Annotated in this window: 20 protein-coding genes, 1 other RNA gene and 1 pseudogene; 8 read left to right on the top strand and 14 right to left on the bottom strand. The window is 70.3% G+C overall.

Annotation, left to right across the window (positions count from 1 at the left end):
- Nucleotides 1-29 precede the first annotated feature (29 nt).
- The 13 genes and pseudogenes from ftsL to PGB34_RS15975 form a co-directional block, all read right to left on the bottom strand.
- Nucleotides 30-362: pseudogene (gene ftsL, locus PGB34_RS16035) on the bottom strand (cell division protein FtsL); the annotation flags it as partial.
- A gap of 85 nt (nt 363-447) precedes the next feature.
- A complete protein-coding gene (gene rsmH, locus PGB34_RS16030; protein ID WP_271429108.1) occupies nt 448-1371 on the bottom strand; it encodes a 16S rRNA (cytosine(1402)-N(4))-methyltransferase RsmH in 924 nt (307 codons plus the stop codon).
- Nucleotides 1372-1381: 10 nt separating this feature from the next.
- Nucleotides 1382-1810, bottom strand: coding sequence for a division/cell wall cluster transcriptional repressor MraZ (gene mraZ, locus PGB34_RS16025; RefSeq protein WP_271429107.1), 429 nt, complete (start codon nt 1808-1810; stop codon nt 1382-1384).
- A gap of 261 nt (nt 1811-2071) precedes the next feature.
- Nucleotides 2072-3397, bottom strand: a complete 1326-nt coding sequence (hslU, locus tag PGB34_RS16020; protein WP_271429106.1) for an ATP-dependent protease ATPase subunit HslU — start codon at nt 3395-3397, stop codon at nt 2072-2074.
- 8 nt (nt 3398-3405) lie between these two features.
- Entirely contained in the window at nt 3406-3951 is a 546-nt protein-coding gene (gene hslV, locus PGB34_RS16015; RefSeq protein WP_271429105.1) for an ATP-dependent protease subunit HslV, read from the bottom strand.
- A 60-nt stretch (nt 3952-4011) separates the two neighbouring features.
- A complete protein-coding gene (locus tag PGB34_RS16010) occupies nt 4012-5559 on the bottom strand; it encodes an STAS domain-containing protein (protein ID WP_271429104.1) in 1548 nt (515 codons plus the stop codon).
- A 28-nt stretch (nt 5560-5587) separates the two neighbouring features.
- Nucleotides 5588-6337, bottom strand: a complete 750-nt coding sequence (gene dksA / locus PGB34_RS16005) for an RNA polymerase-binding protein DksA (protein WP_408647906.1) — start codon at nt 6335-6337, stop codon at nt 5588-5590.
- Between the two features lie 265 nt (nt 6338-6602).
- A complete protein-coding gene (locus PGB34_RS16000; RefSeq protein ID WP_271429102.1) occupies nt 6603-7670 on the bottom strand; it encodes a CobW family GTP-binding protein in 1068 nt (355 codons plus the stop codon).
- 131 nt (nt 7671-7801) lie between these two features.
- A complete protein-coding gene (locus PGB34_RS15995; protein ID WP_271429101.1) occupies nt 7802-9013 on the bottom strand; it encodes a class I SAM-dependent rRNA methyltransferase in 1212 nt (403 codons plus the stop codon).
- Complete coding sequence (locus PGB34_RS15990; RefSeq protein WP_271429100.1) at nt 9010-10020, bottom strand: tyrosine recombinase XerC; 1011 nt, start codon at nt 10018-10020, stop codon at nt 9010-9012. Before PGB34_RS15990 ends, PGB34_RS15995 begins: the two co-directional genes overlap by 4 nt.
- 36 nt (nt 10021-10056) lie before the next feature.
- Entirely contained in the window at nt 10057-10716 is a 660-nt protein-coding gene (locus PGB34_RS15985) for a DUF484 family protein (protein WP_271429099.1), read from the bottom strand.
- 61 nt (nt 10717-10777) lie between these two features.
- The gene (gene dapF / locus PGB34_RS15980) at nt 10778-11665 is read right to left on the bottom strand and encodes a diaminopimelate epimerase (RefSeq protein WP_271429098.1); all 888 of its coding nucleotides are present in this window, start codon (nt 11663-11665) and stop codon (nt 10778-10780) included.
- A gap of 39 nt (nt 11666-11704) precedes the next feature.
- Nucleotides 11705-12742 carry a magnesium and cobalt transport protein CorA gene (locus PGB34_RS15975; RefSeq protein ID WP_271429097.1) on the bottom strand — a complete coding sequence of 346 codons (1038 nt, stop codon included), beginning with the start codon at nt 12740-12742 and terminating at the stop codon, nt 11705-11707.
- 189 nt (nt 12743-12931) lie between these two features.
- Here PGB34_RS15975 and PGB34_RS15970 point away from each other — a divergent pair, with 189 nt between their 5' ends.
- The 4 genes from PGB34_RS15970 (at nt 12932) to PGB34_RS15955 (ending at nt 18171) form a co-directional block, all read left to right on the top strand.
- Nucleotides 12932-14437, top strand: a complete 1506-nt coding sequence (locus PGB34_RS15970) for a YjgN family protein (RefSeq protein ID WP_271429096.1) — start codon at nt 12932-12934, stop codon at nt 14435-14437.
- A 16-nt stretch (nt 14438-14453) separates the two neighbouring features.
- Nucleotides 14454-15653 carry a M48 family metallopeptidase gene (locus PGB34_RS15965; protein WP_408647905.1) on the top strand — a complete coding sequence of 400 codons (1200 nt, stop codon included), beginning with the start codon at nt 14454-14456 and terminating at the stop codon, nt 15651-15653.
- A gap of 65 nt (nt 15654-15718) precedes the next feature.
- Complete coding sequence (locus tag PGB34_RS15960; RefSeq protein ID WP_271429094.1) at nt 15719-17419, top strand: MBL fold metallo-hydrolase; 1701 nt, start codon at nt 15719-15721, stop codon at nt 17417-17419.
- Between the two features lie 38 nt (nt 17420-17457).
- Nucleotides 17458-18171 carry an RNA pseudouridine synthase gene (locus PGB34_RS15955; RefSeq protein ID WP_271429093.1) on the top strand — a complete coding sequence of 238 codons (714 nt, stop codon included), beginning with the start codon at nt 17458-17460 and terminating at the stop codon, nt 18169-18171.
- Nucleotides 18172-18235: 64 nt separating this feature from the next.
- Here PGB34_RS15955 and rnpB read toward each other — a convergent pair.
- An RNA gene (gene rnpB / locus PGB34_RS15950) (RNase P RNA component class A) lies at nt 18236-18584 on the bottom strand.
- Nucleotides 18585-18654: 70 nt separating this feature from the next.
- Between rnpB and cysK the strand changes: the two genes are divergently transcribed.
- From cysK to PGB34_RS15930, 4 genes are all read left to right on the top strand, one after another.
- The gene (gene cysK / locus PGB34_RS15945; protein ID WP_271429092.1) at nt 18655-19575 is read left to right on the top strand and encodes a cysteine synthase A; all 921 of its coding nucleotides are present in this window, start codon (nt 18655-18657) and stop codon (nt 19573-19575) included.
- A 124-nt stretch (nt 19576-19699) separates the two neighbouring features.
- On the top strand, nt 19700-20482 hold the full coding sequence (locus PGB34_RS15940; protein WP_271429091.1) for a TSUP family transporter: 783 nt from the start codon (nt 19700-19702) through the stop codon (nt 20480-20482).
- 35 nt (nt 20483-20517) lie between these two features.
- A complete protein-coding gene (locus PGB34_RS15935; protein ID WP_271429090.1) occupies nt 20518-21564 on the top strand; it encodes a J domain-containing protein in 1047 nt (348 codons plus the stop codon).
- Nucleotides 21565-21646: 82 nt separating this feature from the next.
- Nucleotides 21647-23353 (top strand): NAD(P)/FAD-dependent oxidoreductase, encoded by a 1707-nt coding sequence (locus PGB34_RS15930; protein WP_271429089.1) that lies wholly within the window; start codon nt 21647-21649, stop codon nt 23351-23353.
- Nucleotides 23354-23417 lie beyond the last annotated feature (64 nt).

Here is a 23417-nt window from a genome sequence, read left to right as displayed (position 1 = left end):
GGCGTGCGTTCGCTGGGTGCGCGGCCGGCCTGCGCGGCGATGGCGGCCTGCCGGGCCGCTTCGGCCGGCGACAGCGGTGCCACGGCCGGGATCACGCTGCCGTCGCCACGCACATACAGCGTGATGGCCGGCGTGGTGGTGCGCATCCTGATCTGCTCCTTGGCCAGCTTCTCGATGCGCAGGGGCGTGGCCTGGGCCCGCTTTTCCACCTGCAGGCGCTCGAACTCGGTCTCGAGCTGACGCGCCTCGCCCTGCGCCCGGTACAGCTGCGTGTAGAGCTGGCGCGACTGGTACTGCGTGTGCACCAGGAACATGGCCGTGCCGATCACCAGCAGCAGCAGGATGAGGTTCAGGCGCGCGATCATGTCTGCCCCCACGCTCGGCACTTCGTGTCCTCGCTGCCCCCCGAGGGGGCGCGAGCTTGCTTGGGGCGGCCCGGCGCTGCGCTCACGCTTGCACCTCGGTGCGTTCGGCCACGCGCAGGATGGCGCTGCGCGCGCGCGGGTTGGCCGCCACTTCCTGCGCCGAGGGCTTGATGCGGCCCAGCGCGCGCAGCTTCATCGGCTTGGGCGCGGCGAAGGGCGCGCGGCGGTCATAGACCTCTTTCGAATGCTCGGTGATGAACTGCTTGACGATGCGGTCCTCGAGCGAATGGAAACTGATCACCGCCAGCCGGCCGCCCGGCTGCAGCACCGACAGGCTGGCGCTCAGCGCCTGTTGCAGCTCTTCAAGCTCGGCGTTGATGAAAATCCGAAGAGCCTGAAATGTGCGCGTTGCAGGGTTCTGGCCCGGCTCGCGGGTTTTGACCGCACCAGCCACGAGCTCGGCCAGCTCGGCGGTGGTTGAAATTGCGCCCCGTTCCTGTCGGCGAGCAACAATCGCCTTTGCAACCTGAACAGCAAACCGTTCTTCGCCATAGTCACGGATCACCTCTGCAATCTGCTGGGTTTCGGCTGAGGCCAGCCAGTCGGCCACGCTCTGTCCGCGCGATGTGTCCATGCGCATGTCCAGCGGGCCGTCGAAACGAAAAGAAAAACCCCGTGCGGGGTCATCGATCTGGGGGGAGCTGACGCCGAGGTCCATCAGGACGCCGGCGACGCTGCCCGGCGGCAACTCCCCAAGGGCGGCGAAGCCCTGATGACGGATGGAAAAGCGTGGATCGGCCACCTGCGCCGCCGCGGCAATGGCCTCGGCGTCCTTGTCGTAGGCAATCAGCTGCGCGCCGGCCGGCAACCGGCTCAGCGCCAGGCGGCTGTGGCCGCCGCGGCCGAAGGTCGCGTCCACGAAGCAGCCGACCGCGGGCGCATCGCCGAGCCAGGCGTCGACGGCCTCGTCCAGCAGAACGGTGGTGTGGGTCAGGGGGGCGTTCATCGTCACGCCCTCAGAAGGCCAGGTCCTGCAGCGTCTGCGGATCCATGGCGGCCAGCGCTTCGGCCTCCTTGGCGTCGTGGGTGGCCTTGTCCCACAGCTCGAAGTGGCTGCCCATGCCCAGCAGCAGCACTTCGCGCGTGATGTTGGCTGCCGTGCGCAGCTCGGGCGAGACCAGCACGCGGCCGGTGCCGTCCATGTCCACATCCATGGCGCTGCCCAGGAACAGGCGCTTGTACCACTGGGCATTCATGGGCAGGGCGGCGATCTTCTCGCGGAACTTTTCCCACTCGGGGCGCGGGAACACCATCAGGCAGCCATGCGGGTGGCGGGTGAGCGTGAGCTGGCCGCCGGCGGTCGCGAGCAGGACGTCACGATGCCGGGTCGGCACCGACAGCCGCCCCTTGGCATCCAGACTCAGCGATGACGCGCCTTGAAACAAGACTGTGGTTCCCCGTTTTGGACACGGCCAGCCCTCTGCTGAGGATTTTCTGGCACCTTTTCCCACTTAACTGCACTTTTTTGCACTGTAGCAGCAAACGGTGGTGTCGCAACCCGGTGGCCACGCTATTTTTTGTAATGGAATCAAGGACTTAGCTCGGTTTTTGCCACAGAACCCTGCCGCAAAAACCGTTTAGGAACAAACACTTAACTTCTGCAATGAAAGTGTTTCCTGAGCCGGCATGTAGGCCGGCGCTCACATTCAGAGGATGAAACGCGAAAGGTCCTCGTCGTGACTTAGTGCCGCCAGCCGTTCGTTCACGAAGGCGGCGTCGATGTGCACGGTCTGCCCCTGCAGGCGCACGGCATCGAAGCTGACTTCGTCGAGCAGCCGCTCCAGCACCGTGGACAGGCGGCGCGCGCCGATGTTCTCGGTGCGCTCGTTGACCTCGTGCGCGATCTGGGCCAGCCGCGTGATGCCCTCGGGCTGGAAGTCCAGCGTCACGCCCTCGGTGGCCAGCAGCGCCTGGTACTGCTTGACCAGCGAGGCGCGCGTGGCCATGAGGATGGCCTCGAAGTCGGCCACCGACAGCGAGGACAGCTCCACGCGGATCGGGAAGCGCCCCTGCAGCTCAGGGATCAGGTCGCTGGGCTTGCTCAGGTGGAAGGCGCCCGATGCGATGAACAGGATGTGATCGGTGCGCACCACGCCGTACTTGGTGGACACGGCCGTACCCTCCACCAGCGGCAGCAGGTCGCGCTGCACGCCCTGGCGCGAGATGTCGGAGCCCTGGGCCTCGCTACGCGTGGCCACCTTGTCGATCTCGTCGATGAAGACGATGCCGTTCTGCTCGGCGCTGGCGATGGCCTGGGCCCGCACTTCCTCCTCGTTGAGCAGCTTGCCGGCCTCCTCATCGATCAGCAGTCGCAGCGCCTCGGCAATGCGCAGCTTGCGCGTCTTGCGCTTGCCGCCGCCCAGCTGGCTGAACATGCCCTTGAGCTGCTCGGTCATCTCCTCCATGCCGGCCGGGCCCATGATCTCCAGCGGCGCGCGCTGCTCGGCCACGTCGATCTCGATCTCCTTGTCGTCGAGCTGGCCTTCGCGCAGCTTCTTGCGAAAGGCCTGGCGCGTGGCGTTGCCGCTGTCGCTGGCGGGGCGGCCCTCGGCGTCGCGTGCGCCGGGCAGCAGCGCGTCCAGGATGCGGTCCTCGGCGGCATCCTCGGCACGCATGCGCACCTTGGCGGCTTCGGCCTCGCGGGTCTGCTTGACGGCCACCTCGGCCAGGTCGCGGATGATGGAATCCACGTCCTTGCCCACGTAGCCCACCTCGGTGAACTTGGTGGCTTCCACCTTGATGAAAGGCGCATCGGCCAGGCGGGCCAGGCGGCGCGCGATCTCGGTCTTGCCCACGCCCGTGGGGCCGATCATGAGGATGTTCTTGGGCGTGATCTCGGCGCGCAGCTTGGCATCGACCTGCTGGCGCCGCCAGCGGTTGCGCAGCGCGATGGCCACGGCGCGCTTGGCCTCGGGCTGGCCCACGATGTGGTTGTCGAGTTCCGAGACGATCTCTTGAGGAGTCATGGACATGGCGCGGCTCACAGGGTCTCGATGGTGTGATTCAGGTTGGTGTAGATGCACAGCTCGCCGGCGATCTGCAGCGACTTGCGGGCCACCTCTTCGGCCGAGAGTTCGGTGTTCTCGATCAGCGCCTTGGCGGCCGACTGGGCATAGGCGCCGCCCGAGCCGATGGCGGCCACGCCGCCCTCGGGCTCCAGCACATCGCCGTTGCCGGTGATGATGAGCGAGACCTCCTTGTCGGCCACCAGCAGCATGGCCTCGAGCTTGCGCAGCACGCGGTCGGTGCGCCAGTCCTTGGTCAGCTCGATGGCGGCGCGCGCCAACTGGCCCTGGTGCTTTTCCAGCTTGGCCTCGAAGCGCTCGAAGAGGGTGAAGGCGTCGGCCGTGGCGCCGGCAAAGCCGGCCAGCACCTGCCCGTGGTAGAGCCGGCGCACCTTGCGCGCCGTGCCCTTGATGACGATGTTGCCCAGCGTGACCTGGCCGTCTCCGCCGATGGCGACCTGGTCGCCCTGGGGGGTCTTGCGGCGCACGCTGACGATGGTGGTGCCGTGAAATTGTTCCATCGCAGGCAGGTGGGGACAGGTGCCCCGCGCTGCAAGGGCCGGATTGCGCAGAAGCCGCGTTCAGCGCCGGGGCAGCACGCGCGCCAGGTCGCAGACGCCGACCATGGCGAAGAAGACGGCCAGCAGGCGGTGCACGTCCACCAGTTCCACCGTCTGCCCGCGCGCGTTGCGCGTTTCCAGCCAGGCCAGCAGCCCGGCCGTGGCCGCGAGGTCCAGGCGCAGCAGCGCCGCACAGGACACCTGGGCGCTTTCCGCCTCGGCCAGCTCGGCGTCCAGCCGCTCCCAGAGCGCGAGGCCGTCGCCGGCCAGCTCGCCCGACAGCTCGGCACCCCGGGCCGCGTCCGCGGGCGCCTCGCCCGCGGCGGCAGACAGCGCCAGGCCGCCGGCGCGCGCGCCAGCCGGGCCTTCGACGCTGGCGTAGTGGCCGGCGGGCTCCTGCCAGGCCGGCGGCAGGGTTTCGTAGGTGATGCAGTAGTTCAGCGCCACCAGCTCGAATTCATCGGCCTGGTGCATCAGGCGCCGCAGCGCCATGGCGGCCTGCCACCAGGCGGGATCGGTCTCGCGCACGCTCAGGGGCGTGGCCTGGTCCAGCACGGCGATCAGCCGCTCGGCACCCGAAAAACGCAGCTGCGTGGGCAGATCGGCCCAGTGCGTCAGCAGCGTGACCAGCGGCGCCACGGCGTTGGGCTCGATGCGCTGCAGCGCCCGCCAGTCCAGCCCCCACACGGGGCCCGCGCGCTGCAGGGCCTGCGTCAGCGACAGCAGGCCTTCACGCCCAAGCTGTGCCGGGCAGTACCAGTCGATGCGCGCCTCGGCCGCCGCGGGCGTTGCCTCGTGGCGCACCAGCGCGCGCAGCGACACCCATTCGGGCCCGGGGCGGCGAAAGCGCTGGGCGTAGCGCATGCTGGCGGCGGCGAATTTCTCTGCGTCGCCGATGGCGCGGTAGAAGTCCAGCAGCACGCGCCAGCCGTCGTCGTCGTCCGCGTGCGGGCCGTCGGGCGCCACGGCGCCCTGCAACAGGCGCTCGGCGTCCGCAGGGCGGCCTTCGGCAAAGCGCAGCGAGGCCTCCTGCAGCGGGTTCTCGAACTTCAGCCGCCAGGGCGGCAGCACGGCGGAAGCCGACTCGTCCGCCGCGCCCTCGAACGACACCTCGCCCGGCGCGGTGTCGGCATAGGCCCGCGCGTGCTGCTCGGCCAGCGATTCAGCGGGCACGGAGTCGGCTGGCGCAGAGGGCCGCACCTTCCACCACTGCTGCGACATCTGCTCTTCGATCTCGTCGATCTTCTTGAGCGTGAGCGCGCGGCCATCGGTCTTGCCGGCCGTGTTGAGGTGGAAGGAGGAAGACACGCCGGTGCCGTCGCGGGCGCCGGCGGCTTCGCGCTGGCGCATCTTGCGCAGCATGTCGAACTCGCGCCGGCGCACGAACTCGTTGCGCTGGCGGCGCTCGATCAGTTCCTTGAGCGCTTCGCGGCTATAGCCATCGCTGTCGACGGGCGAAGGCTGGCCGGACCGCTGGGCGGTGTCGAGTTCGGACCAATCCTTGAGCGGATTGCGAACGAACTTCGCCACCTTGGACAGCAATCGGCCACCGCCTTCTTCCTTGGGCATTTCGGCTTTTCTTAAGGTCGGGGCAGCTTCAGTCCCCGAACATCTTCTGCTTGAGCTCGCGGCGCTGCTGCGCTTCCAGCGACAGCGTGGCCGTGGGGCGCGCCAGCAGGCGGCCCACGCCGATGGGTTCGCCGGTCTCGTCGCAGTAGCCGTAGTCGCCGTTGTCGATGCGGCCGATGGATTGCTCGATCTTCTTGAGCAGCTTGCGCTCGCGGTCGCGCGTGCGCAGCTCCAGCGCATGCTCTTCCTCGATGGTGGCGCGGTCGGCCGGATCGGGCACCACCACGGTGTCCTCACGCAGGTGCTCGGTGGTCTCGCCGGCGTTTTCCAGGATGCCCTGCTTGAGCGCCAGCAGCTTGAGGCGGAAGAACGCCATCTGCTTGTCGTTCATGTACTCGCCGTCGGGCATGGCCAGAACCTCGGCGTCGGTCAGTTCCTCGGCGGTCTTGGTCTTCCAGTTGTTGGCAAGCTTGGGATCTTTCTTGATCGCCACGGGTGCAGGGGAAACGAGGGCTGTGGACATGGTCTGGGTGAAACTGGCCTTGGGGGCGGTGGAGGCCACCGCCTGGGGCATGGAGGGAACGGTCAGCTGCGCAAGACGCGCAGAGGCGCGGGCGCGCGGCGGCACGGCATCGGCAGCGGGCGCGGCCGCCAACGGCGTCTTGTCCGTGCCGGTGGCCTCGGACTTGCTCGGCGCTGCAGTGGCGGCTGCCGATTTGGCGGGGACGGTCTTCTTCACGATCGCTGGCTCCTTGGACGGGCTGATTCGCGCTTTCACGGATGCTGACTCGGTCTGCAGATCGAGGCTGGCTCTAGCCATCCTCGGCACCGCAGCCGGACACCGACCCGAAGCTGGACAGGGGTTATACCCCCACTTGCCAAGGTCGGGGCCACCCATGCATGACCGGCGTTCCGACGGCTCCGGCAGGCCCCCCGAAGGGCCCGCCGGATGGCCGGGGCCGGCACGGGCGCGCGGATTGTATAGAGGTTGCGATCCGCCGCATCATCCGTGCGGCGCGCGGGATGGGTCCGGGCTCAGCTTCTCAGACCAGGCACTGCTCCAGGCCCTGCACGAGGATGTCCTTGGGCAGCTCGATGCCGATGAAGACCATGCGGCTCTGGCGGGCCTCGCCCTCGGCCCATTGCGGGCCCAGGTCGCTGCCCATCAGCTGGTGCACGCCCTGGAAGATGACCTTGCGCTCGGTGCCCTGCATGTGCAGCACGCCCTTGTAGCGCAGCATGCGCGGGCCGTAGATGTTGACGATGGCGCCCAGGAAGTCCTCCAGCCGCGCCGGGTCGAAGGGCCGGTCGGCCTTGTAGACGAAGCTCTTGACGTCGTCGTCGTGATGATGGTGGTGCCCGTGCGCATGGCCATGCTGGTGCGAGGGGTGGTCGCAGTGCTCGCCATGCGCGTGGTCATGGTCATGATCGTGGTGCTCGTGCCCGTGCTCGTCTTCCTTGAGGAAGTCCGGGTCAATGTCCAGCTTGGCGTTGAGGTTGAAGCCGCGCAGGTCGAAGAAGCCTTCCAGCGGCACCTCGCCGAAATGCACGCGCTCGATGGGCGCGCGCGGGTTCATGTGCTTGAGTCGGTGGATCAGCGCCTCGGTCTCCTCGGCGCTCACCAGGTCGGTCTTGCTCACGAAGATGCGGTCGGCAAAGCCCACCTGGCGGCGCGCCTCCTGGCGGTCGTTCAGTTGCTGCGGCGCGTGCTTGGCGTCCACCAGCGTGATGATGGAGTCCAGCAGATAGCTTTCGGCGATCTCGTCGTCCATGAAGAAAGTCTGGGCCACGGGGCCGGGGTCGGCCAGGCCGGTGGTCTCGATCACCACGCGGTCGAAATCCAGCTCGCCCTTGCGCTTCCTGGCGGCCAGCGTCTGCAGCGTCTCGCGCAGGTCCTCGCGGATGGTGCAGCAGATGCAGCCGTTGCTCATCTGCACGATCTGCTCCTTGGACTCGGTCACCAGGATGTCGGAGTCGATGTTCTCTTCGCCGAATTCGTTCTCGACCACGGCAATCTTCTGGCCGTGCGCCTCGGTCAGCACGCGCTTGAGCAAGGTGGTCTTGCCGGAGCCGAGGAAGCCGGTGAGGATGGTGGCGGGGATCAGGGCCATGGGCGCTCCGGAGATGGGGTTCGAGGAGGAAAGGGGCGAAAGTGTAGGCCGCAGGTCAGGAAGCTGCGTCCCCTGCCCTGCGAAAGCCCTGAGCCCAGGGCGGGCGCAGCGGCCTTTTGTTTTTCTTTCTTTTACTTGCGCACCACCACCAGCCCCTTCAAGTACTCCCCTTCGGGAAACTCGATGGTCATCGGGTGGTCGGCGGCGGCGCCCAGGCGCTCGCTGATGTAGCCGTCCACACCCGCGTCGATGCCGGCCGAGGCCACGATCTTGTGGAACAGGTCGGCCGAGATGCCGCCCGAGCACGAGAAGGTCAGCAGCACGCCACCGGGCGGCAGCAGCTTGAAGGCCAGGCGGTTGATGTCCTTGTAGGCGCGCGCGGCCCGCTCGGCATGGGCCGCTGTGGGCGCGAACTTGGGCGGGTCAAGCACGATGGCGTCGAACTGCCGGCCCTGGGCGATGAAGCGGCGCAAGGTGGCGTTCACGTCGGCATCCAGAAACTCGGCCTTCACGCCGCTTTCGGGCCCGAAGCCGTTGAGCGCCAGGTGCGCCTGCGCGCGCTCCAGCGCCGGCAGCGATGAATCAACCGAGACCAGCTCGGCGCCCGCCAGCGCGCCGGCCGCCGCCAGCCCGCTGGCCGCGGCCACCGTGAAGCCGCCCGTGTAGCTGTAGCAATTGAGCACGCGCCCGAAGCGCCGGTGCGCCGCCAGCTGCGCCATGCGGCCGCGGCTGTCGCGTTGATCGAGGTAGTAGCCGGTCTTGTGGCCGCTGGCCACGTCCAGGCTCAGGCGCCAGCCGTGTTCCTGGATCTGCAGCTCGGTGCTGCCTTCGCCGCGCAGCCAGCCCGTGGCCGGCGCCAGGCCCTCGCGCTCGCGGCTGCTGGTGTCGGAGCGCTCGTACAGCCGCTGGCAGCCGGTGGCCGCCAGCAGCGCGTCGGCCAGCACGCTCTTCCAGCGCTCCACACCGGCCGACGAGAACTGCGCCACCAGGGTGTCGCCATAGCGGTCGACGATCAGGCCGGGCAGGCCGTCGGCCTCGCCGTGCACCAGCCGCACGCTGTCGCTGCGCAGCTCGAACAGCGCGCGCGCCTGCACCGCCGCCTGCACGCGGCCGGCCAGGAAGGCCGCGTCGATGCGCTGGCCCGAGTCGAAGCTCCAGGCCCGCGCGCGGATGCGCGAAGCCGGGCTGAACGCGGCCCAGGCCAGAAACTGGCCCTCGTGCGACTCCACGCGCACGGTTTCCCCGGCGTCACCGCCGCCCTTGGCGATGGCGGCATCGAAAACCCAGGGATGGCGGCGCAGGAGCGAGCGCTCCTTGCCGGGCTTGAGGCGCAGGACTTTCATGGTGGCTTCTTCTTCGGATCGCCCGCCGGCACTTCGGGCTCGGCGTGCGCGGGGGAACGCAGGTGCGCGCGCGGATGCGCGGCGTCGTAGGCCTTGGCCAGGTGCTGGAAATCCAGCCGCGTGTAGACCTGGGTGGTGGCGATGTTGGCGTGGCCCAGCAGTTCCTGCACGGCGCGCAGGTCGCTGCTGGACTGCAGCAGGTGGCTGGCAAAGGAATGGCGCAGCATGTGCGGATGCACGGGTGCGGCCAGGCCGGCCTGGATGCCGCGCGTGCGCAGCAGCTTCCAGACGGCCTGCGGCGTCAGGCGTGCGCCGCGCGTGCCGATGAAGAGCGCCGCGGCACCGTCGTCGCCGCCGCGCCCAGCCGCGCCCTGCCCACGCAGCGCCAGCCAGGCCTGCAGCGCCTGGACGGCCTGCCGGCCCAGCGGCACGGCGCGGCGCTTGCCGCCCTTGCCCAGCACGCTGACTTCGGTGCTGTCCATGTCCACCCAGCCGCGCGCGCCGGCGGAATGCCGCAGGTCCAGGCCCGTGAGTTCGCTCACGCGCAGGCCGCAGCCGTAGAGCAGTTCGACGATGGCGCGGTCGCGCGCTTCGGTCCAGGGGTCGGCATCGGGGCGGCTGAAGTCGGCCAGTTGCATGGCGTCGTCCACCGCCAGGGCCTTGGGCAGCGGGCGGGCGGCCTTGGGCGCCTGCACGTCCTGCACCGGGTTGGCGGCGATCAGCCGCTCGTGCCCCAGCCAGCGGTAGAAGCTGCGCCAGCACGACAGCACCAGCGCGATGCCGCGCGGCTGCCGGCCCGCCGCATGCAGCTGCGCCATCCAGCGCCGCACGTGGGCCGTCTGCACGCGCAGCAGCGGCAGCCGGGCCTCCTGCGCGCGGGCACGCAGCAGCGTCAGGTGCTCGGCGTACAGCTCGAGCGTGCGCGGCGCCAGGCGGCGCTGCACACGGGCCTGCTCGAGGTAGCGCGTGACCAGGCCTTCGTCCGCGTCGGCGTCATGCTCGGCCATGCGCTGCGTTCCTCGGCACGGCCGGCGGCTTGCGCATCAGGCGCGCAGGCGCGACAGCGCTGCCCCGGCCAGCTGGCCGATGCGCTCCAGGAAGTCGGTGCCCATTTCGGCGTGGTAGCGCTGGGCGTCGGGCGAGGCCAGCACCAGCAGGCCGAAGGCCGGCTGCTCGGGCTCGGCGCGCAGCGGCAGCAGCGCCAGCGAGACGGCCTGCTGCGGATCGTTGAGCCACGAAGCGGCCTCGAAGCCGGCGTTGAGCCCGCAGTAGGGCGTGGTGAGCGAGGTGGCCAGCGCCTTGACGTCGTCGCTGACGTTCTGGACATAGCCTTCCTCGGCATAGGCCGCGTCCAGGTCCCACAGCTTCAGGCCGGTCTGCGGCACCATGAACTGCCGTTGCAGGCCGCTCAGCACCTCCCAGGGCAACTGGCGCGTGTCGCGCCAGGTGAGCAGGGTGCGCGTCCAGCGCTGCAGGCGGTCGGCCGTCATCACGTTCTCGGTGCCGTGGCGCACCATGTCCATGATGCGGTGCTCCAGCGCCTTGATCTTCTCGCGCAGCATCTCGGCCTGGCGCTCCTGCAGGCTCACGGCGCGGTTGCCGTGCGGGCTGGTCAGCTGCACCTGGGCCAGCAGCTGGGCATGGCGCTCGAAGAAGTCCGGCGTGATGGCCAGGTAGTTGGCGATGTCGTCTTCAGTGATCATGAGGAGGGACGTTCAGCGTTGGGCGGATAGGAGTTGGATGTTCTTGCTGAACGCTGAGCGTTCAGCCTTCATCGGGCACATCGATCTCGCCCGAGAAGACGGTCACGGCCGGGCCGGTCATGAACACCGGCGCGCCCAAATCGCCCTGTTCTCCAGCCCATTCGATGGTCAGCACACCGCCGCGGGTGTGCACATCCACGCGCGCGTCGAGCAGGCCCAGGCGGATGCCCGCCACCACGGCCGCGCAGGCGCCGGTGCCGCAGGCCAGCGTTTCGCCGGCACCGCGCTCGAACACGCGCAGCTTCACCTGGCCGCGGCTTTGCACCTGCATGAAGCCCGCGTTCACGCGCTGGGGAAAGCGCGGGTGCCTTTCGATCAGCGGGCCCTGCGTGGCGACGGGCGCGCCGTCCACGTCCGGCACCAGCTGCACCGCGTGCGGATTGCCCATGGAGAGCACGGCCAGCGGCACGATGGGGCTTTCGGCCTCGGTCGACAGCGCCAGGTGCCAGGTCTGCCAGCCGCCGGTGGGCTGCGCATCGAGGCCCGCGTCGTCAAAGGGCACGCGCGCAGGCTCGAAGATGGGCGGGCCCATGTCCACCGTCACGCGGCCATCGGCGTTCATGCGCGGCGCGATCAGGCCGGCCAGGGTCTGCACGCGCACCACGTCCTTGTCGGTCAGGCCCTGCTCGCGCACGAAGCGCATGAAGCAGCGCGCGCCGTTGCCGCACTGCTCCACCTCGCCGCCATCGGCGTTGTGGATCACGTACTGGAAATCCACGCCCGGGTCGCTGGCGGTGCGCACGCTGAGGATCTGGTCCGCGCCGACGCCGAAATGCCGGTCGGCCAGAAAACGGTACTGGCCGGGGCTCAGGCCCAGCAGGCCGCGGGTCTCGTCGAGCACGACGAAGTCGTTGCCCGCACCCTGCATCTTGGTGAAGCGGATTCGCATGGCGGGATTATCCCGCGATGCGCCTGAAGCCGGCCCGGATCAGAGCCAGCCCGCACGGCGAAAGCGCACATACAGCAGCACGCACACGGCGCCGATCAGCCCCAGCGCCGCCGGGTAGCCCCAGCGCCAGTGCAGCTCGGGCATCGCATCGAAGTTCATGCCCCACACGCCCACGAAGGCCGTGCACACGCCGAAGATGGCGGCCCAGGCGGCCAGCCGCTTGGTCACGTCGCTGTCATCGATGGTGACCAGCGACAGGTTGACCTGGATCGCGGTCGTGAGGCTGTCGCGCGTGCCGTCGATGGCGGCGGCCAGGCGGCTGAGGTGGTCGAACACGTCGCGAAAGTAGTGCTGCGCCTGCGCGCACAGCGGCGGCACGCGCCCGCCATGCAGCCGCGCGGCCGCTTCCAGCAGCGGCGCCACCGCGTGCCGCAACAGGCGCAGCCGGCGCTTGAGCGCGTACAGGCGCTGCACGATCTCGCGCCCGGCCCCCTGGGTGAAGATCTGCTTTTCGATCTCCTCCAGCTCGTCCTCGATGCGTTCGGTGAGCGGGAAGTAGCGGTCCACCACCTCGTCCATGAGCGCATAGAGCACGAAACCCGGCCCCTGGCGCAGCAGCTCGGGCTCGCGCTCGCAGCGCTCGCGCACCGGCGCCAGGCTCTGTTCGCTGTGCGTGCGCACCGACACCACGTAGCGCGGCCCCGCGAAGATGGCCAGCTGCCCGGTCTGCAGGCGCGGCGGCGGGCCGGCTTTTTTGTGGCGCGCGGCGGGCGATGCGGGTGACTCGAAGTGCAGCAGATGCAGCACGGCGAAAAGGTCTTCGCCGTATTCCTCCAGCTTGGGCCGCTGCCGCCCCTGCAGCGCGTCTTCCACCGCCAGCGGGTGCAATCCGAAGGCGGCCTGCAGCGGCGCCAGCTCCTCGGGCGTGGGGTCGTGCAGGGCGACCCAGATGAAGCGGCTGCCATGGGCGTGTTCGGCGCCTTGCGCGTCCCGGGCCTGCAGCGCGGCGCCGATGTGTTCGGGCTGCAGTTGCGCGACCTGGCGGCCGTCCTGATAGACAGTGCAATGGAGGAGCATGGTCACAGGGGCGGCCGTGCGCCGGCAGGCCCAACAACGACGACGAAGTGGGCGATGGTGCCCCGAATCGGCGCGCCGCGCCCGTAGGTGCATGGCGCCTGCGGGCGCCGGGCGCGGGCGGGAAGCCGACCGACACGAGCCGCCATGCAGCTTCTATACACTGCGCCCGCTCTCTAGGAGGAGGCACAAATGCACGATCCCGACCCGTCCGCCGCAGGCGCGGGCGACACCCGACCGCCCGAAACGCCCGCCAGCAGCTCCGGCACGCCGGCCATCGAAGCCCACCGCATCGGCTTCAGTGGCGACGGCGGCGTCTATTTCGGCGTCTGGATCGTCAATGTGCTGCTGACCATCATCACCCTGGGCCTGTACACGCCCTGGGCACGGCGCCGCACCGCGCGCTATTTCTATGGCCATACCGACGTGGCGGGCCAGCCGCTGGAGTTCACGGCCGGCATCCGCAGCATGGTGGTGGGCTTCGTGCTCTTCGCCCTGCTGTACATCGCGATGGAAGTGGCGGGCAACCTGGGGCAGGACTGGGTCGTGGGCGTCATCATGCTCGGCGCCGTGCTGCTGGCGCCCTGGCTGTGGGGCAGCGCCATGCGATTTCGCCTGTTCCACACCCGCTGGCGCGGCCTGCGGCTGCACTTCGGCGCGCGCTGGCGCGAGGTCTATGCCGCGAGCTGGCCCGTGTTCGCCATCGCCGCCGTGTGGGTGGCCGCGGGCCTGGCGCTGAGCCAGATGATCGACAGGGCGCAGGCCGAGCAGCGCGCCAGCCAGGCCCAGGAAGCGCTGCAGGCCCCTTCGCCCGAAGCGCCCATCGCCTCCGCCGAGCCGGAGCCCGCGCAGGAGGGCGAGGAGCCCGAGCTGACCGAGGAAGAGCTGGCCGAGATCCAGGCCGCCATCGAGGCCGCCACGCGGGCGGCCGGCGAAGAGGGCAGTGAAGAGGGCGATGCTTCGCCCGCTGAAGACGGCGACAGCAGCGGCGAAGCCCCCGATCTGGACTCGCTGCCGCGCCCGACCTGGCCCATGGCCGGCGTGGCGCTGGCCGCGCTCTTCCTGAGCTTCCTGTGCTTCATCCGCCTGGAGTTCAACTACAAGCGCCTGCTTGTCTCGCGCACGCGCATCGGGGGCCAGGTGGGCCGCTGGAAGCCCGTGTTCAACGACTTCCTGCGCGTCTGGCTGGCCACGGTGGGCGTGTTCCTGCTCACGGCGCTGGCCATCGCGGCGCTCACGTCGCTGATCGTGCTGCTGGCCGGGCTGGGCGCCGTTCTCAATGCCATGGGCGGCGGCTCGGGCCGCAGCGCGGGCATGGTGCTGCTGTTCATGCTGGCCTTCTTCGTCGGCTTCTTCGGCCTGTTCCTGGCGGGCTCGCCGGCCCTGGCCTACCGCGAGGCGCGCATGTTCCAGCTGATGTGGAACAACATCGGCCTGGGCCAGGTGGCGCGCTTTCGCAGCGAGCTCAAGCCCATGGCCTTCGTCTGGCTGCGCATCAAGAACATCCTCCTGGGCATGATCACCTTCGGCTTCTACCGCCCCTTCGCGCGCGTGGCCGAATACCGCATGAAGGCCGAGTCGGTGACGCTGCACATCAAGGGCGAGCTCGACCAGCTGGTGGGCCAGCTCGAGGCACAGCAGAAGGAAGGCTTTGGCGATGCCGTGGCCGACGCGCTGGGCCTGGACCTGGTCGGCTGAGCCTTCCTTGCCCGCCATGGCCATGACGCCCGCCCCGACGCCCGAGCCCCACCAGCGCGGCCTGCTGAGCGCGCGCTGGTTTGACGGCATCCACAGCGGCGCGCAGCCCGTGTTGGTGGGCCTGCACCCCGGCCCGCGCGGCCCGGGGCTGCAGTTGCATCCGCTCAAGGCCGGCGCTGCGGCCCCGCCGCTGCTGCCGCACGAGGCCGTGGACTGGCCCGAAACCTGGAGCGCGCGCCGCGCGCAGGCGCGGCTGGTCGTGGGCCTGGGCCCGCACGGCAGCCTGGAGATCGAGGACGGCGCCGCCTGGCAGGCCGCGCTGCAGGCCGCCGGCGCGCGCGCGGGCCTGGCCCAGCGCATGCAGACGCGCTGGCAGGTCTTCGTGGCCGTGCTGCTGCTGGCGGTGCTGGGCCTGGTGCTGTTCTACCGCTGGGGCACGCCCTGGGCCGCCACGCAGCTCGCGCGCTTCGTGCCGCTGGGCTGGGAACAGACCGTGAGCGAGCAGGCCATGCGCGAGCTCGACGACGGTTTTTTGCGCCCCAGCCGCCTGCCGGCCGAGCGCCAGGCCGTGCTGCAGGCGCGCTTCGAGGCGCTGGACGCGCAATGGCGCCAGGCCCGCGCGCAGGCCGCGCCGGGCGTGCTCTCCCGCTATGGCGACTACGCGCCGCCCATGAAGCTGGCGCTGCGCAGCGGCATGCCGCCCAATGCCTTCGCGCTGCCCGGCGGGCAGATCGTGATGACCGATGCGCTGGTGCGCGCGGCCGAGCGCGCGAAGCTGGGCGACGACGCGCTGATCGGCGTGCTCGCGCACGAAATGGGGCATGTGGTGCACCGCCATGGCACGCGCCTGGTGGTCGAGCAGGGCGTGCTCAACGTCGGCCTGGGGCTGGCGCTGGGCGATGTCTCCAGCATGGTGGCCACGGCCAGCACCGTGCTGACGCACATGGCCTACCGGCGCGACCACGAGCGCGAGGCCGACTGCTTCGCCGTGGCGCTGATGCGGCACGCGCAACTGCCGGTCGCGCCCATGGCCGATCTGCTGCTGCGCATCGACGGCCCCGACCACGCGCCAGAAGCCGCCCAGAAGCCGGCCGAGGGCGCCGCCACGACACCCGACACGCAAGAAGGCGGCGCCGACTGGTTCAGCACCCACCCCGACACCCCGCGCCGCGCGCAGGCCCTGCGCGCCGGCCAGGGCTGCGAAGCGGCGCGCTGAGCCGGCCGACGGGCACTGCGCACGCTTCCTGCATTTCACCCCACTGCTACGTATCATCCCGAGCCATGGTCAGGCCTTCCCAACAGCTCCACGCCGCGCGCGAACCCGCCACGGCACAGGCCGCCGCCACGCTGATCCTGCTGCGCGACAGCCCTGCGGGCATGGAAGTGCTGATGACCCGCCGCTCGGCCATGACGCGCTTCGCGCCGGGCGCTTTCGTCTTCCCCGGCGGACGCGTGGAAGAGGCCGACGTGCAGGCCCGCCCCATCGCGCTGCGCCGGCGCACCCAGAGCCGCCATCACCTGGCCCATGCCGTGGCCGCCGTGCGCGAGACCTTCGAGGAACTGGGCGTGCTGCTGGCCGAGCATGCCGACGGCCGGCCCGTGAGCGCGCAGGAAGTCGCCGCGCTCGACCGCCACCCGCTGCCCGCCCTGCCCTTCGCGCAGCAATGCGCCGCGCGCGGCCTGCGCCTGTCCACCGACCGCATCTGGGCCATGGCCCACTGGCTGACCGACCTCGACCTGCCCAAGCGCTTCGACGTGCTGTGCATGGTGGCGCGCATGCCCGAAGGCCAGCAACCCAAGGCCGACGAGGTCGAACAGTTCGAGCCCACCTGGGTGCGCCCGGCCGACGCACTGGCCTGGCACGAGGACGAGCGCTTTCCGCTGATCTTCTCGACCCTGCGCACCTTGCAGCGGCTGGCCGCCTTCGACCGCGTGGACGCCGTGCTGCAGGCCTGCGCGCGCGAAAAGCCGCTGTGGCAGAGCTGCCCGCGCGGCGCCTGGCTGGACGGGCGCGAGGTGCGCTACATGGAGCACGACGCGCCCTATGGCGAGCTGGCCCTGACCTGCCCCGACGGCCAGCTGCAGCACAGCCTGGACTGGCAGTCGCTGCGGCCGGTGCCGCTGCTGCGCAATGTGCGCCGCCTCACGGCGCCCAATGCCGGCGCCATGACCGGGCCGGGCACCAACAGCTACATCGTGGGCGATGCGCAAAGCGGCTACATCGTCATCGACCCGGGGCCCAACGACTTCGGCCACGTGGGCCGGCTGTGGCGCGCCACGGGCGGCAACATCCGCGCCATCGTCTGCACCCATTCGCACGCCGACCATTCACCGGGCGCGCAGCCGCTGCAGGCGCTGTGCCAGAACGTGAAGCCGCCCATCCTGGGCCTGCCCTCGGCCCACACGGCGCGCAGCAACGCGCGCTTCGTGCCCGACCGCTCGCTCGAGAACCACGAGCGGCTGGTGCTCGAGGGCGACCCGGTGGCCGAAGGCCCGCACCGGCGCCTGCGCCACACGCTGCGCGTGCTGCACACGCCCGGCCATGCGGCCAACCACCTGTGCCTGTTCCTGGAAGAGGACGGCCTGCTCTTTTCGGGCGACCACATCCTCAACGGCAGCACCACGGTGATCGATCCGCCCGACGGCAACATGAGCGCCTACCTGGATTCGCTGGACGCGCTGGACGCCACCTGCGAGGAACTGCAGGTGGAATACGTGCTGCCCGCGCATGGCCATGTGCTGGGCTTCGCGCGCAATGCCATCGCGCGGCTCAAGGCCCATCGCCTGCAGCGCGAAGCCAAGGTCGCGGCCGCGCTGCGCCAGAACCCCCACGGCACGCCCGAAGAGTGGCTGAGCGTGGCCTACAGCGACACGCCGCGCGCGCTGTGGCCCGTGGCGCTGCGTTCGCTGCAGGCCCACGTGGACCGGCTGCGCGAGCTGGCCGCGCGCCGGGCCGAGATCCAGCGGGCCAATGCCGCATGAGGGCGAACCCCGCGGCAACGCCGGTTTTCTAGGAACGCATGCAGGAAGACCCATCCTCCGAGGCCGGCGAAAGGCTGGCCAAGCGCGTGGCGGCGCAGCTGCACTGCTCGCGCCGCGAAGCCGAGCAACTGGTGGCCCAGGGCGCGGTCACGGTCGACGGCGAAGCCGCCACGCAGCCCCAGCAGCGCGTGCGGCCTGAGCAGCACGTGGCCGTGGCACCGGGCGCGCGCCCCCAGGCCATGGCCCCGGCCACGCTGCTGGTGCACAAGCCCGCCGGCCTGGACTGGGAGGCGCCGGGCTTCTGGGCCCGGCTGCAGCGCGACGCGCACGACGCCCTGCACGGCCGCCCCGCCGTGCCGGGCCTGTTCATGGGCCAGCGCTGCGTGGCGCCGCTGGGCCCGCAGGAAAGCGGGCTGCTGGTCTTCAGCCAGGTGCCGGGGGTGGCCCGCCGCCTGCTGGACGACGCGCCGCTGGTCGAGCATGAATTCAGCGTCGAGCTTGGCGCCGCAGTGGCGCCCGATCAGCTGGCGCGGCTGCGCCCCGCGCGCGCCAGCATCAGCCGCCAGACCGAAGAACTCACAGGCCTGCGCGTGGTGCTGCATGGCCCCGAGCCGGGCCAGATCGCGGCCCTGTGCCAGCGCGCGGGCCTGGCACCCATCCTGGCGCTGCGGCGCCTGCGCATCGGCCGGCTGTCGATGGCGGGCCTGGCGCCGGGCCACTGGCGCTGCCTGCGCACGCAGGAAAGGTTCTGATCGCGGGGCTTGGGGGTTGGGCGCGGCAGCCATGCGCGCGTGGGCGGCTGCCGGAACAAGAAAAGTGTGAAGCGCGCCGATACGCCGGATTCTGTGCACGACCGCCTTCTTGCGAAGACAGGCGCGTGACCGTCATTCATCTGGGCCGTGGGTCACCCACACGGCTCGGTGCTACCTACCCGTGGACTCAGCGGGCCGCCTCATCGTCCACCTACTTGGTATTGCTGCGCGCAGAGATTGCCCGTTTCACCCCCGGTGGTTTGCCTTGCGGCACTCCCCCGGGACTCGTCTCTGTTGCTCTGATCCTCACCTCGCGGTGGAGAGCCGTTAGCTCCTGCGCTGCCCTGTGCAGTCCGGACGTTCCTCCAGTGCGCTCTTTCGAGACTTGCACCAGCGACGGCCTGGCGTGCTTCACGCCGCGATTATCGCCACAATGCCCTGTTCGCCGACCCGACCTCGTTCCCTTCATTGCCGGAGACCTGCATGAAAGCCAACACCATCCTCGACACCATCGGCCGCACGCCGCACATCCGCATCCAGCGCCTGTTCAAGGGCGCCTCTCAACAGGTGTGGATCAAGTCCGAGCGCAGCAACCCCGGCGGCTCCATCAAGGACCGCATCGGCCTGGCCATGATCGAAGACGCCGAGAAGTCCGGCGCGCTCAAGCCCGGCGGCACCATCATCGAGCCCACCAGCGGCAACACCGGCATCGGCCTGGCCATGGCCGCGGCCGTCAAGGGCTACAAGCTGGTGCTGGTGATGCCCGAATCCATGTCCATCGAGCGCCGCCGCCTGATGCTGGCCTACGGCGCCACCTTCGACCTCACGCCCAAGGAAAAGGGCATGAAGGGCGCCATCGCGCGCGCCGAGGAGCTGGTGGCCGCCACACCGGGCGCCTGGATGCCGCAGCAGTTCAACAACCCGGCCAACGTCGACGTGCACGTGCGCACCACGGCCGAGGAGATCGCGGCCGACTTCCCCGAGGGCGTGGACGTGCTGATCACGGGCGTGGGCACGGGCGGCCACATCACGGGCTGCGCCCAGGTGCTCAAGAAGAAGTGGCCGAAGCTCAAGGTCTACGCCGTGGAGCCCGTGGCCTCGCCCGTGCTCTCGGGCGGCAGCCCGGCTCCGCACCCGATCCAGGGCATCGGCGCCGGCTTCGTGCCGCAGATCCTCGACACCGGCCTGCTCGACGGCATCATCCAGGTCGATGCCGAACCGGCGCGCGAGATGGCCCGCCGCTGTGCGCGCGAGGAAGGCATGCTGGTGGGCGTGTCCTCCGGCGCCACGCTGGCGGCCATCGCGCAGAAGCTGCCCGAGCTGCCGGCCGACGCCGTGGTGCTGGGCTTCAACTACGACACGGGCGAGCGCTACCTGTCGATCGAAGGCTTCCTGCCGGCCTGAACGCTGCGCCGCAGCGGCGCGTCGGGCGGCCTGTCGATGGCTGCCCGACAATACGGCCCTTTTCGAGCCCCCCGCGCCCGGGCGCCGGCCACCGCTGCCGGCCCAACCCGTTCGCCCGCCTCCCATGTCGCTTCAACTTCAGGCCCTGGCCGGGCCTGCCCTTGCCTTTGCCGCCTGCGCGGGCGTTGCCACCTACGCCCAGAACCTCACCGGCTTCGCCTTCAGCCTGATCCTGCTGGGCCTGTGCTCGGTGCTGCACGTCGCCTCGATCAACGATGCCGCCAATGCGGCCAGCGTGCTGTCGCTGGTCAATGCCTGGGCCTACCTGCGCGGGCACCCGGCGCACAACCCCTGGCACCTGCTGCGGCCCATCCTCAACGGCAGCGTGGTCGGCGTGCTGGGCGGGCTGATGCTGCTGGCCTGGCTCAGCGGCTCGGCCATGGACGCGCTGCGCGGCCTGCTGGGCCTGGCCATCCTGGTGTGCGCGCTGCTGTTCATGCTGCAGACGCGCCCCCGCGCCCAGCTCTCGGGCCGCGCCAGCTTCACCTTCGTAGGCGTGCTGTCGGGCCTGCTGGGCGGGCTGTTTTCCAGTGGCGGTCCGCCGCTGGTGTTCCACATGTACCGCCAGCCGCTGGGGGCGGACGTCATCCGGCGCGTGCTGCTGCTGAGCTTCGCGCTGGGCGGCCTGGTGCGGCTGGCGGTGGTGCTGCCCACGGGCCAGTTTTCGCTGCAGGCTGCGCTGCTGACGGCCGCGGCCTTCCCGTCCGTCTACCTGGTCTCGCGCTTTCATCGCTGGCTGCCGCACGAGTTCGAGCCGCGCACGCTCAAGGCCCTGGTGGGCGGGCTGCTGTGCCTGGCCGGCGGCACGCTGCTCTTTGGCGCCTGGCAGGCGCTGAGCGCCGCCTGAGCCCCGCCACCGATTCGCGAGGAGCCAGAAGCCGCATGCCCGACGCACCCGCACGCCGACTGCACCTGGACCCGGCCGACGACGGTGCCGCGCCCCCAAGCGCCGAGCAGCAGCGCTTCGCCCGCCTGCATGAGGAGATTGCGGCCCAGCGCGCGCTGCTCGCGCAATGGCAAGGCGCCATCGACAGCTACGAGCAGCGCTACCTGCAGGACTACCTGCCCGTGCACGCGCAGTACCGCGCGCAGCACGTGGCGCTGCTGGACTTTCTGGACCACGCCGCATCGGGCGGCATGCGGCTGGGCCGCACCGATGCGCAGGCCCTGCACGCGCTGATCGCGCAGATCGCCCAGAGCCTGCTGCCGGGCGAAGACGATGCGGCGCGGCGCCGCCATCTGACGGCCGTGCACGAACGCTATGCGCCTGCCGACGAGGCCGCGCCCGAGGAGAACATTGACGACGACACCGAGGCCCTGCTGGACCGCATGGAAGCCGAGCTGGACGCTGCGCGCGCCAAGGCCGCGGCCGCGCGCGAGAAGCGCCGCGCCGAGCGCCAGCGCAAGGGCACCACGCGCGAACAGCAGGCCCATCGGCAAAAGGAAGAGGTGGTGCAGGCCACGCAGTCGGTGCGCGCCGTCTACCGCCAGCTGGTCAGCGCCCTGCACCCCGACCGCGAGCCCGACGAGAAGGAGCGCCAGCGCAAGACCGCGCTGATGCAGCGCGTGAACGAGGCCTATGCGGCCAACCGGCTGCTCGATCTGCTGCAGCTGCAACTGGAGATCGCGCAGATCGACGCCGCGCACCTGCAGGGGCTGGCCGACGCGAAGCTGGTGCACTACAACGAACTGCTGGCCGGCCAACTGCGCGAGCTCAAGCAGGAGCTGCGCACCGTGGAGGCCGACTTCAAGGCCCGCCACGGCCTGAACCCGCACGGCAAGCTGCGCCCCGAACTGCTGGCCGACCGGCTGCGGCACGAGATCACCAAGATCAACAACGCCCTGCGCGAGTTGCAGCGCGAGCAGCGGATGCTGGAAGACCCCGAGGTGTTCAAGCGCTGGGTCAAGGCGCAGCGGCAGATGGGCTGAACGCCGTGCGTTTGGCCGCCGCGGGCGGGTCGTGGACAATGGCGGCCTCGCCGAATGCCCGATCACCACGGGCCCGCGCACCATGATCCGCCTGTCCGAACTCAAGCTTCCCTTAGACCACGCGCCCGAGGCGCTGCCCGCGCTGATCGCGCAGACCCTGGGCCTCGCGCCCGCACAGGTCGCCAGCCACACCGTCTTCAAGCGCAGCTTCGACGCGCGCAAGCCGCAGTTGCTGGCCGTCTACATCGCCGATGTGGCGCTGGCCGATCCGGCCCGGGAAGCGGCCCTGCTGGCGGCCAACGCCAAGAACCCGCACCTGCAGCCCACGCCCGACATGGCCTATCGCGCGCCCGTGCGGGCGGCCGAAGGGGGCTCGCGCCCCGTGGTCGTCGGCTTCGGCCCCTGCGGCCTGTTCGCGGCGCTGCTGCTGGCGCAGATGGGCTTCAAGCCCATCGTGCTGGAGCGCGGCAAGACCGTGCGCGAACGCACCAAGGACACCTGGGGCCTGTGGCGCAAAAAAGAGCTGCACCCCGAATCGAACGTGCAGTTCGGCGAAGGCGGCGCCGGCACCTTCTCCGACGGCAAGCTCTACAGCCAGATCAAGGACCCGCGCTTCCTGGGGCGCAAGGTGCTCGAGGAGTTCGTGAAGGCCGGCGCGCCCGAGGAAATCCTGTGGGAGGCGCACCCGCACATCGGCACCTTCCGCCTGGTGAAGATGATCGAGAACATGCGTGCCGAGATCGAATCGCTGGGCGGCGAGATCCGCTTCGAGCAGAAGGTCAGCGACGTGCATGTGGAGGCCGGCCGGGTGCGCGGCCTGGTGGTGCGCGACCAGGCCAGCGGCCAGACCCATGAACTGCGCTGCGACCATGTGGTGATGGCGCTGGGCCACAGCGCGCGCGACAGTTTTGCCATGCTGTGGGAACGCGGCGCGCCCATCGAGGCCAAGCCCTTTTCGATCGGCTTCCGTGCCGAGCATCCGCAGGGCCTGATCGACCGCGCGCGCTGGGGCCGCCATGCCGGCCACCCGGCCCTGGGCGCGGCCGAATACCGGCTGGTGCACCACGCCAGCAACGGCCGCTCGGTCTACAGCTTCTGCATGTGCCCGGGCGGCACCGTGGTGGCCGCCACCAGCGAGCCGAACCGCGTGGTGACCAACGGCATGAGCCAGTATTCGCGCGCCGAGCGCAACGCGAACGCAGGCATCGTGGTCGGCATCACGCCCGAGGACTACCCCACCGACTACAGCAACCTCGACCTGTCGCCGCAGGCGCTGGAGCGCGTGCAGGGCAAGCCGCATCCGCTGGCGGGCATAGCGCTGCAGCGGCGCCTGGAATCGCAGGCCTTCGTGCTCGGCGGCCGCGACTACTGCGCGCCCGGCCAGCTGGTGGGCGATTTCGTCGCGGGCACGCCGTCGAAGGAATTTGGCGAGGTGCAGCCCAGCTACAAGCCCGGCGTGCTGCTGGGCGACCTGCATGCCGCGCTGCCGGCCTATGCGATCGAAGCCCTGCGCGAGGCCTTCCCGGCCTTCGGCAAGAAGATCCCGGGCTTCGACCGCCACGATGCGGTACTGACCGGCGTGGAAACGCGCACCTCCTCGCCCATCCGCATCGCGCGCGACAACGACACGCTGCAGTGCCCGGGCCTGGCCGGCCTGTACCCGGCCGGCGAAGGCGCGGGCTATGCGGGCGGCATCCTGTCGGCCGGCGTGGACGGCATCAAGGTGGCCGAAGCCGTGGCACGCGCGCTGGCGGCGTCCGGGCAGCAAGCCCGGCAGGTGACGGCATGAGCGCCGCCCGGCCGCCCGAAGGCGCTCGCACCGCAGCGCGTCAGCGCGAAGGTACCTCAGTGAA

The organism is Xenophilus arseniciresistens (genome assembly GCF_028023875.1).
In the GTDB taxonomy this organism is placed as follows: Bacteria; Pseudomonadota; Gammaproteobacteria; order Burkholderiales; family Burkholderiaceae_C; genus Xenophilus; species Xenophilus arseniciresistens.
This window is presented reverse-complemented; position numbering and strand designations above follow the sequence as displayed.

Excerpts from the sequence above, each read along its gene's own strand:
- rsmH (WP_271429108.1), bottom strand. The coding sequence starts at position 1,371 with ATGAACGCCCCCCTGACCCACACCACCGTTCTGCTGGACGAGGCCGTC.
- hslU (WP_271429106.1), bottom strand. The coding sequence starts at position 3,397 with ATGTCCATGACTCCTCAAGAGATCGTCTCGGAACTCGACAACCACATC.
- hslV (WP_271429105.1), bottom strand. The coding sequence starts at position 3,951 with ATGGAACAATTTCACGGCACCACCATCGTCAGCGTGCGCCGCAAGACC.
- PGB34_RS16010 (WP_271429104.1), bottom strand. The coding sequence starts at position 5,559 with ATGCCCAAGGAAGAAGGCGGTGGCCGATTGCTGTCCAAGGTGGCGAAG.
- PGB34_RS16000 (WP_271429102.1), bottom strand. The coding sequence starts at position 7,670 with ATGGCCCTGATCCCCGCCACCATCCTCACCGGCTTCCTCGGCTCCGGC.
- PGB34_RS15995 (WP_271429101.1), bottom strand. The coding sequence starts at position 9,013 with ATGAAAGTCCTGCGCCTCAAGCCCGGCAAGGAGCGCTCGCTCCTGCGC.
- PGB34_RS15990 (WP_271429100.1), bottom strand. The coding sequence starts at position 10,020 with ATGGCCGAGCATGACGCCGACGCGGACGAAGGCCTGGTCACGCGCTAC.
- PGB34_RS15985 (WP_271429099.1), bottom strand. The coding sequence starts at position 10,716 with ATGATCACTGAAGACGACATCGCCAACTACCTGGCCATCACGCCGGAC.
- dapF (WP_271429098.1), bottom strand. The coding sequence starts at position 11,665 with ATGCGAATCCGCTTCACCAAGATGCAGGGTGCGGGCAACGACTTCGTC.
- PGB34_RS15975 (WP_271429097.1), bottom strand. The coding sequence starts at position 12,742 with ATGCTCCTCCATTGCACTGTCTATCAGGACGGCCGCCAGGTCGCGCAA.
- PGB34_RS15970 (WP_271429096.1), top strand. The coding sequence starts at position 12,932 with ATGCACGATCCCGACCCGTCCGCCGCAGGCGCGGGCGACACCCGACCG.
- PGB34_RS15965 (WP_408647905.1), top strand. The coding sequence starts at position 14,454 with ATGGCCATGACGCCCGCCCCGACGCCCGAGCCCCACCAGCGCGGCCTG.
- PGB34_RS15960 (WP_271429094.1), top strand. The coding sequence starts at position 15,719 with ATGGTCAGGCCTTCCCAACAGCTCCACGCCGCGCGCGAACCCGCCACG.
- PGB34_RS15955 (WP_271429093.1), top strand. The coding sequence starts at position 17,458 with ATGCAGGAAGACCCATCCTCCGAGGCCGGCGAAAGGCTGGCCAAGCGC.
- cysK (WP_271429092.1), top strand. The coding sequence starts at position 18,655 with ATGAAAGCCAACACCATCCTCGACACCATCGGCCGCACGCCGCACATC.
- PGB34_RS15940 (WP_271429091.1), top strand. The coding sequence starts at position 19,700 with ATGTCGCTTCAACTTCAGGCCCTGGCCGGGCCTGCCCTTGCCTTTGCC.
- PGB34_RS15935 (WP_271429090.1), top strand. The coding sequence starts at position 20,518 with ATGCCCGACGCACCCGCACGCCGACTGCACCTGGACCCGGCCGACGAC.
- PGB34_RS15930 (WP_271429089.1), top strand. The coding sequence starts at position 21,647 with ATGATCCGCCTGTCCGAACTCAAGCTTCCCTTAGACCACGCGCCCGAG.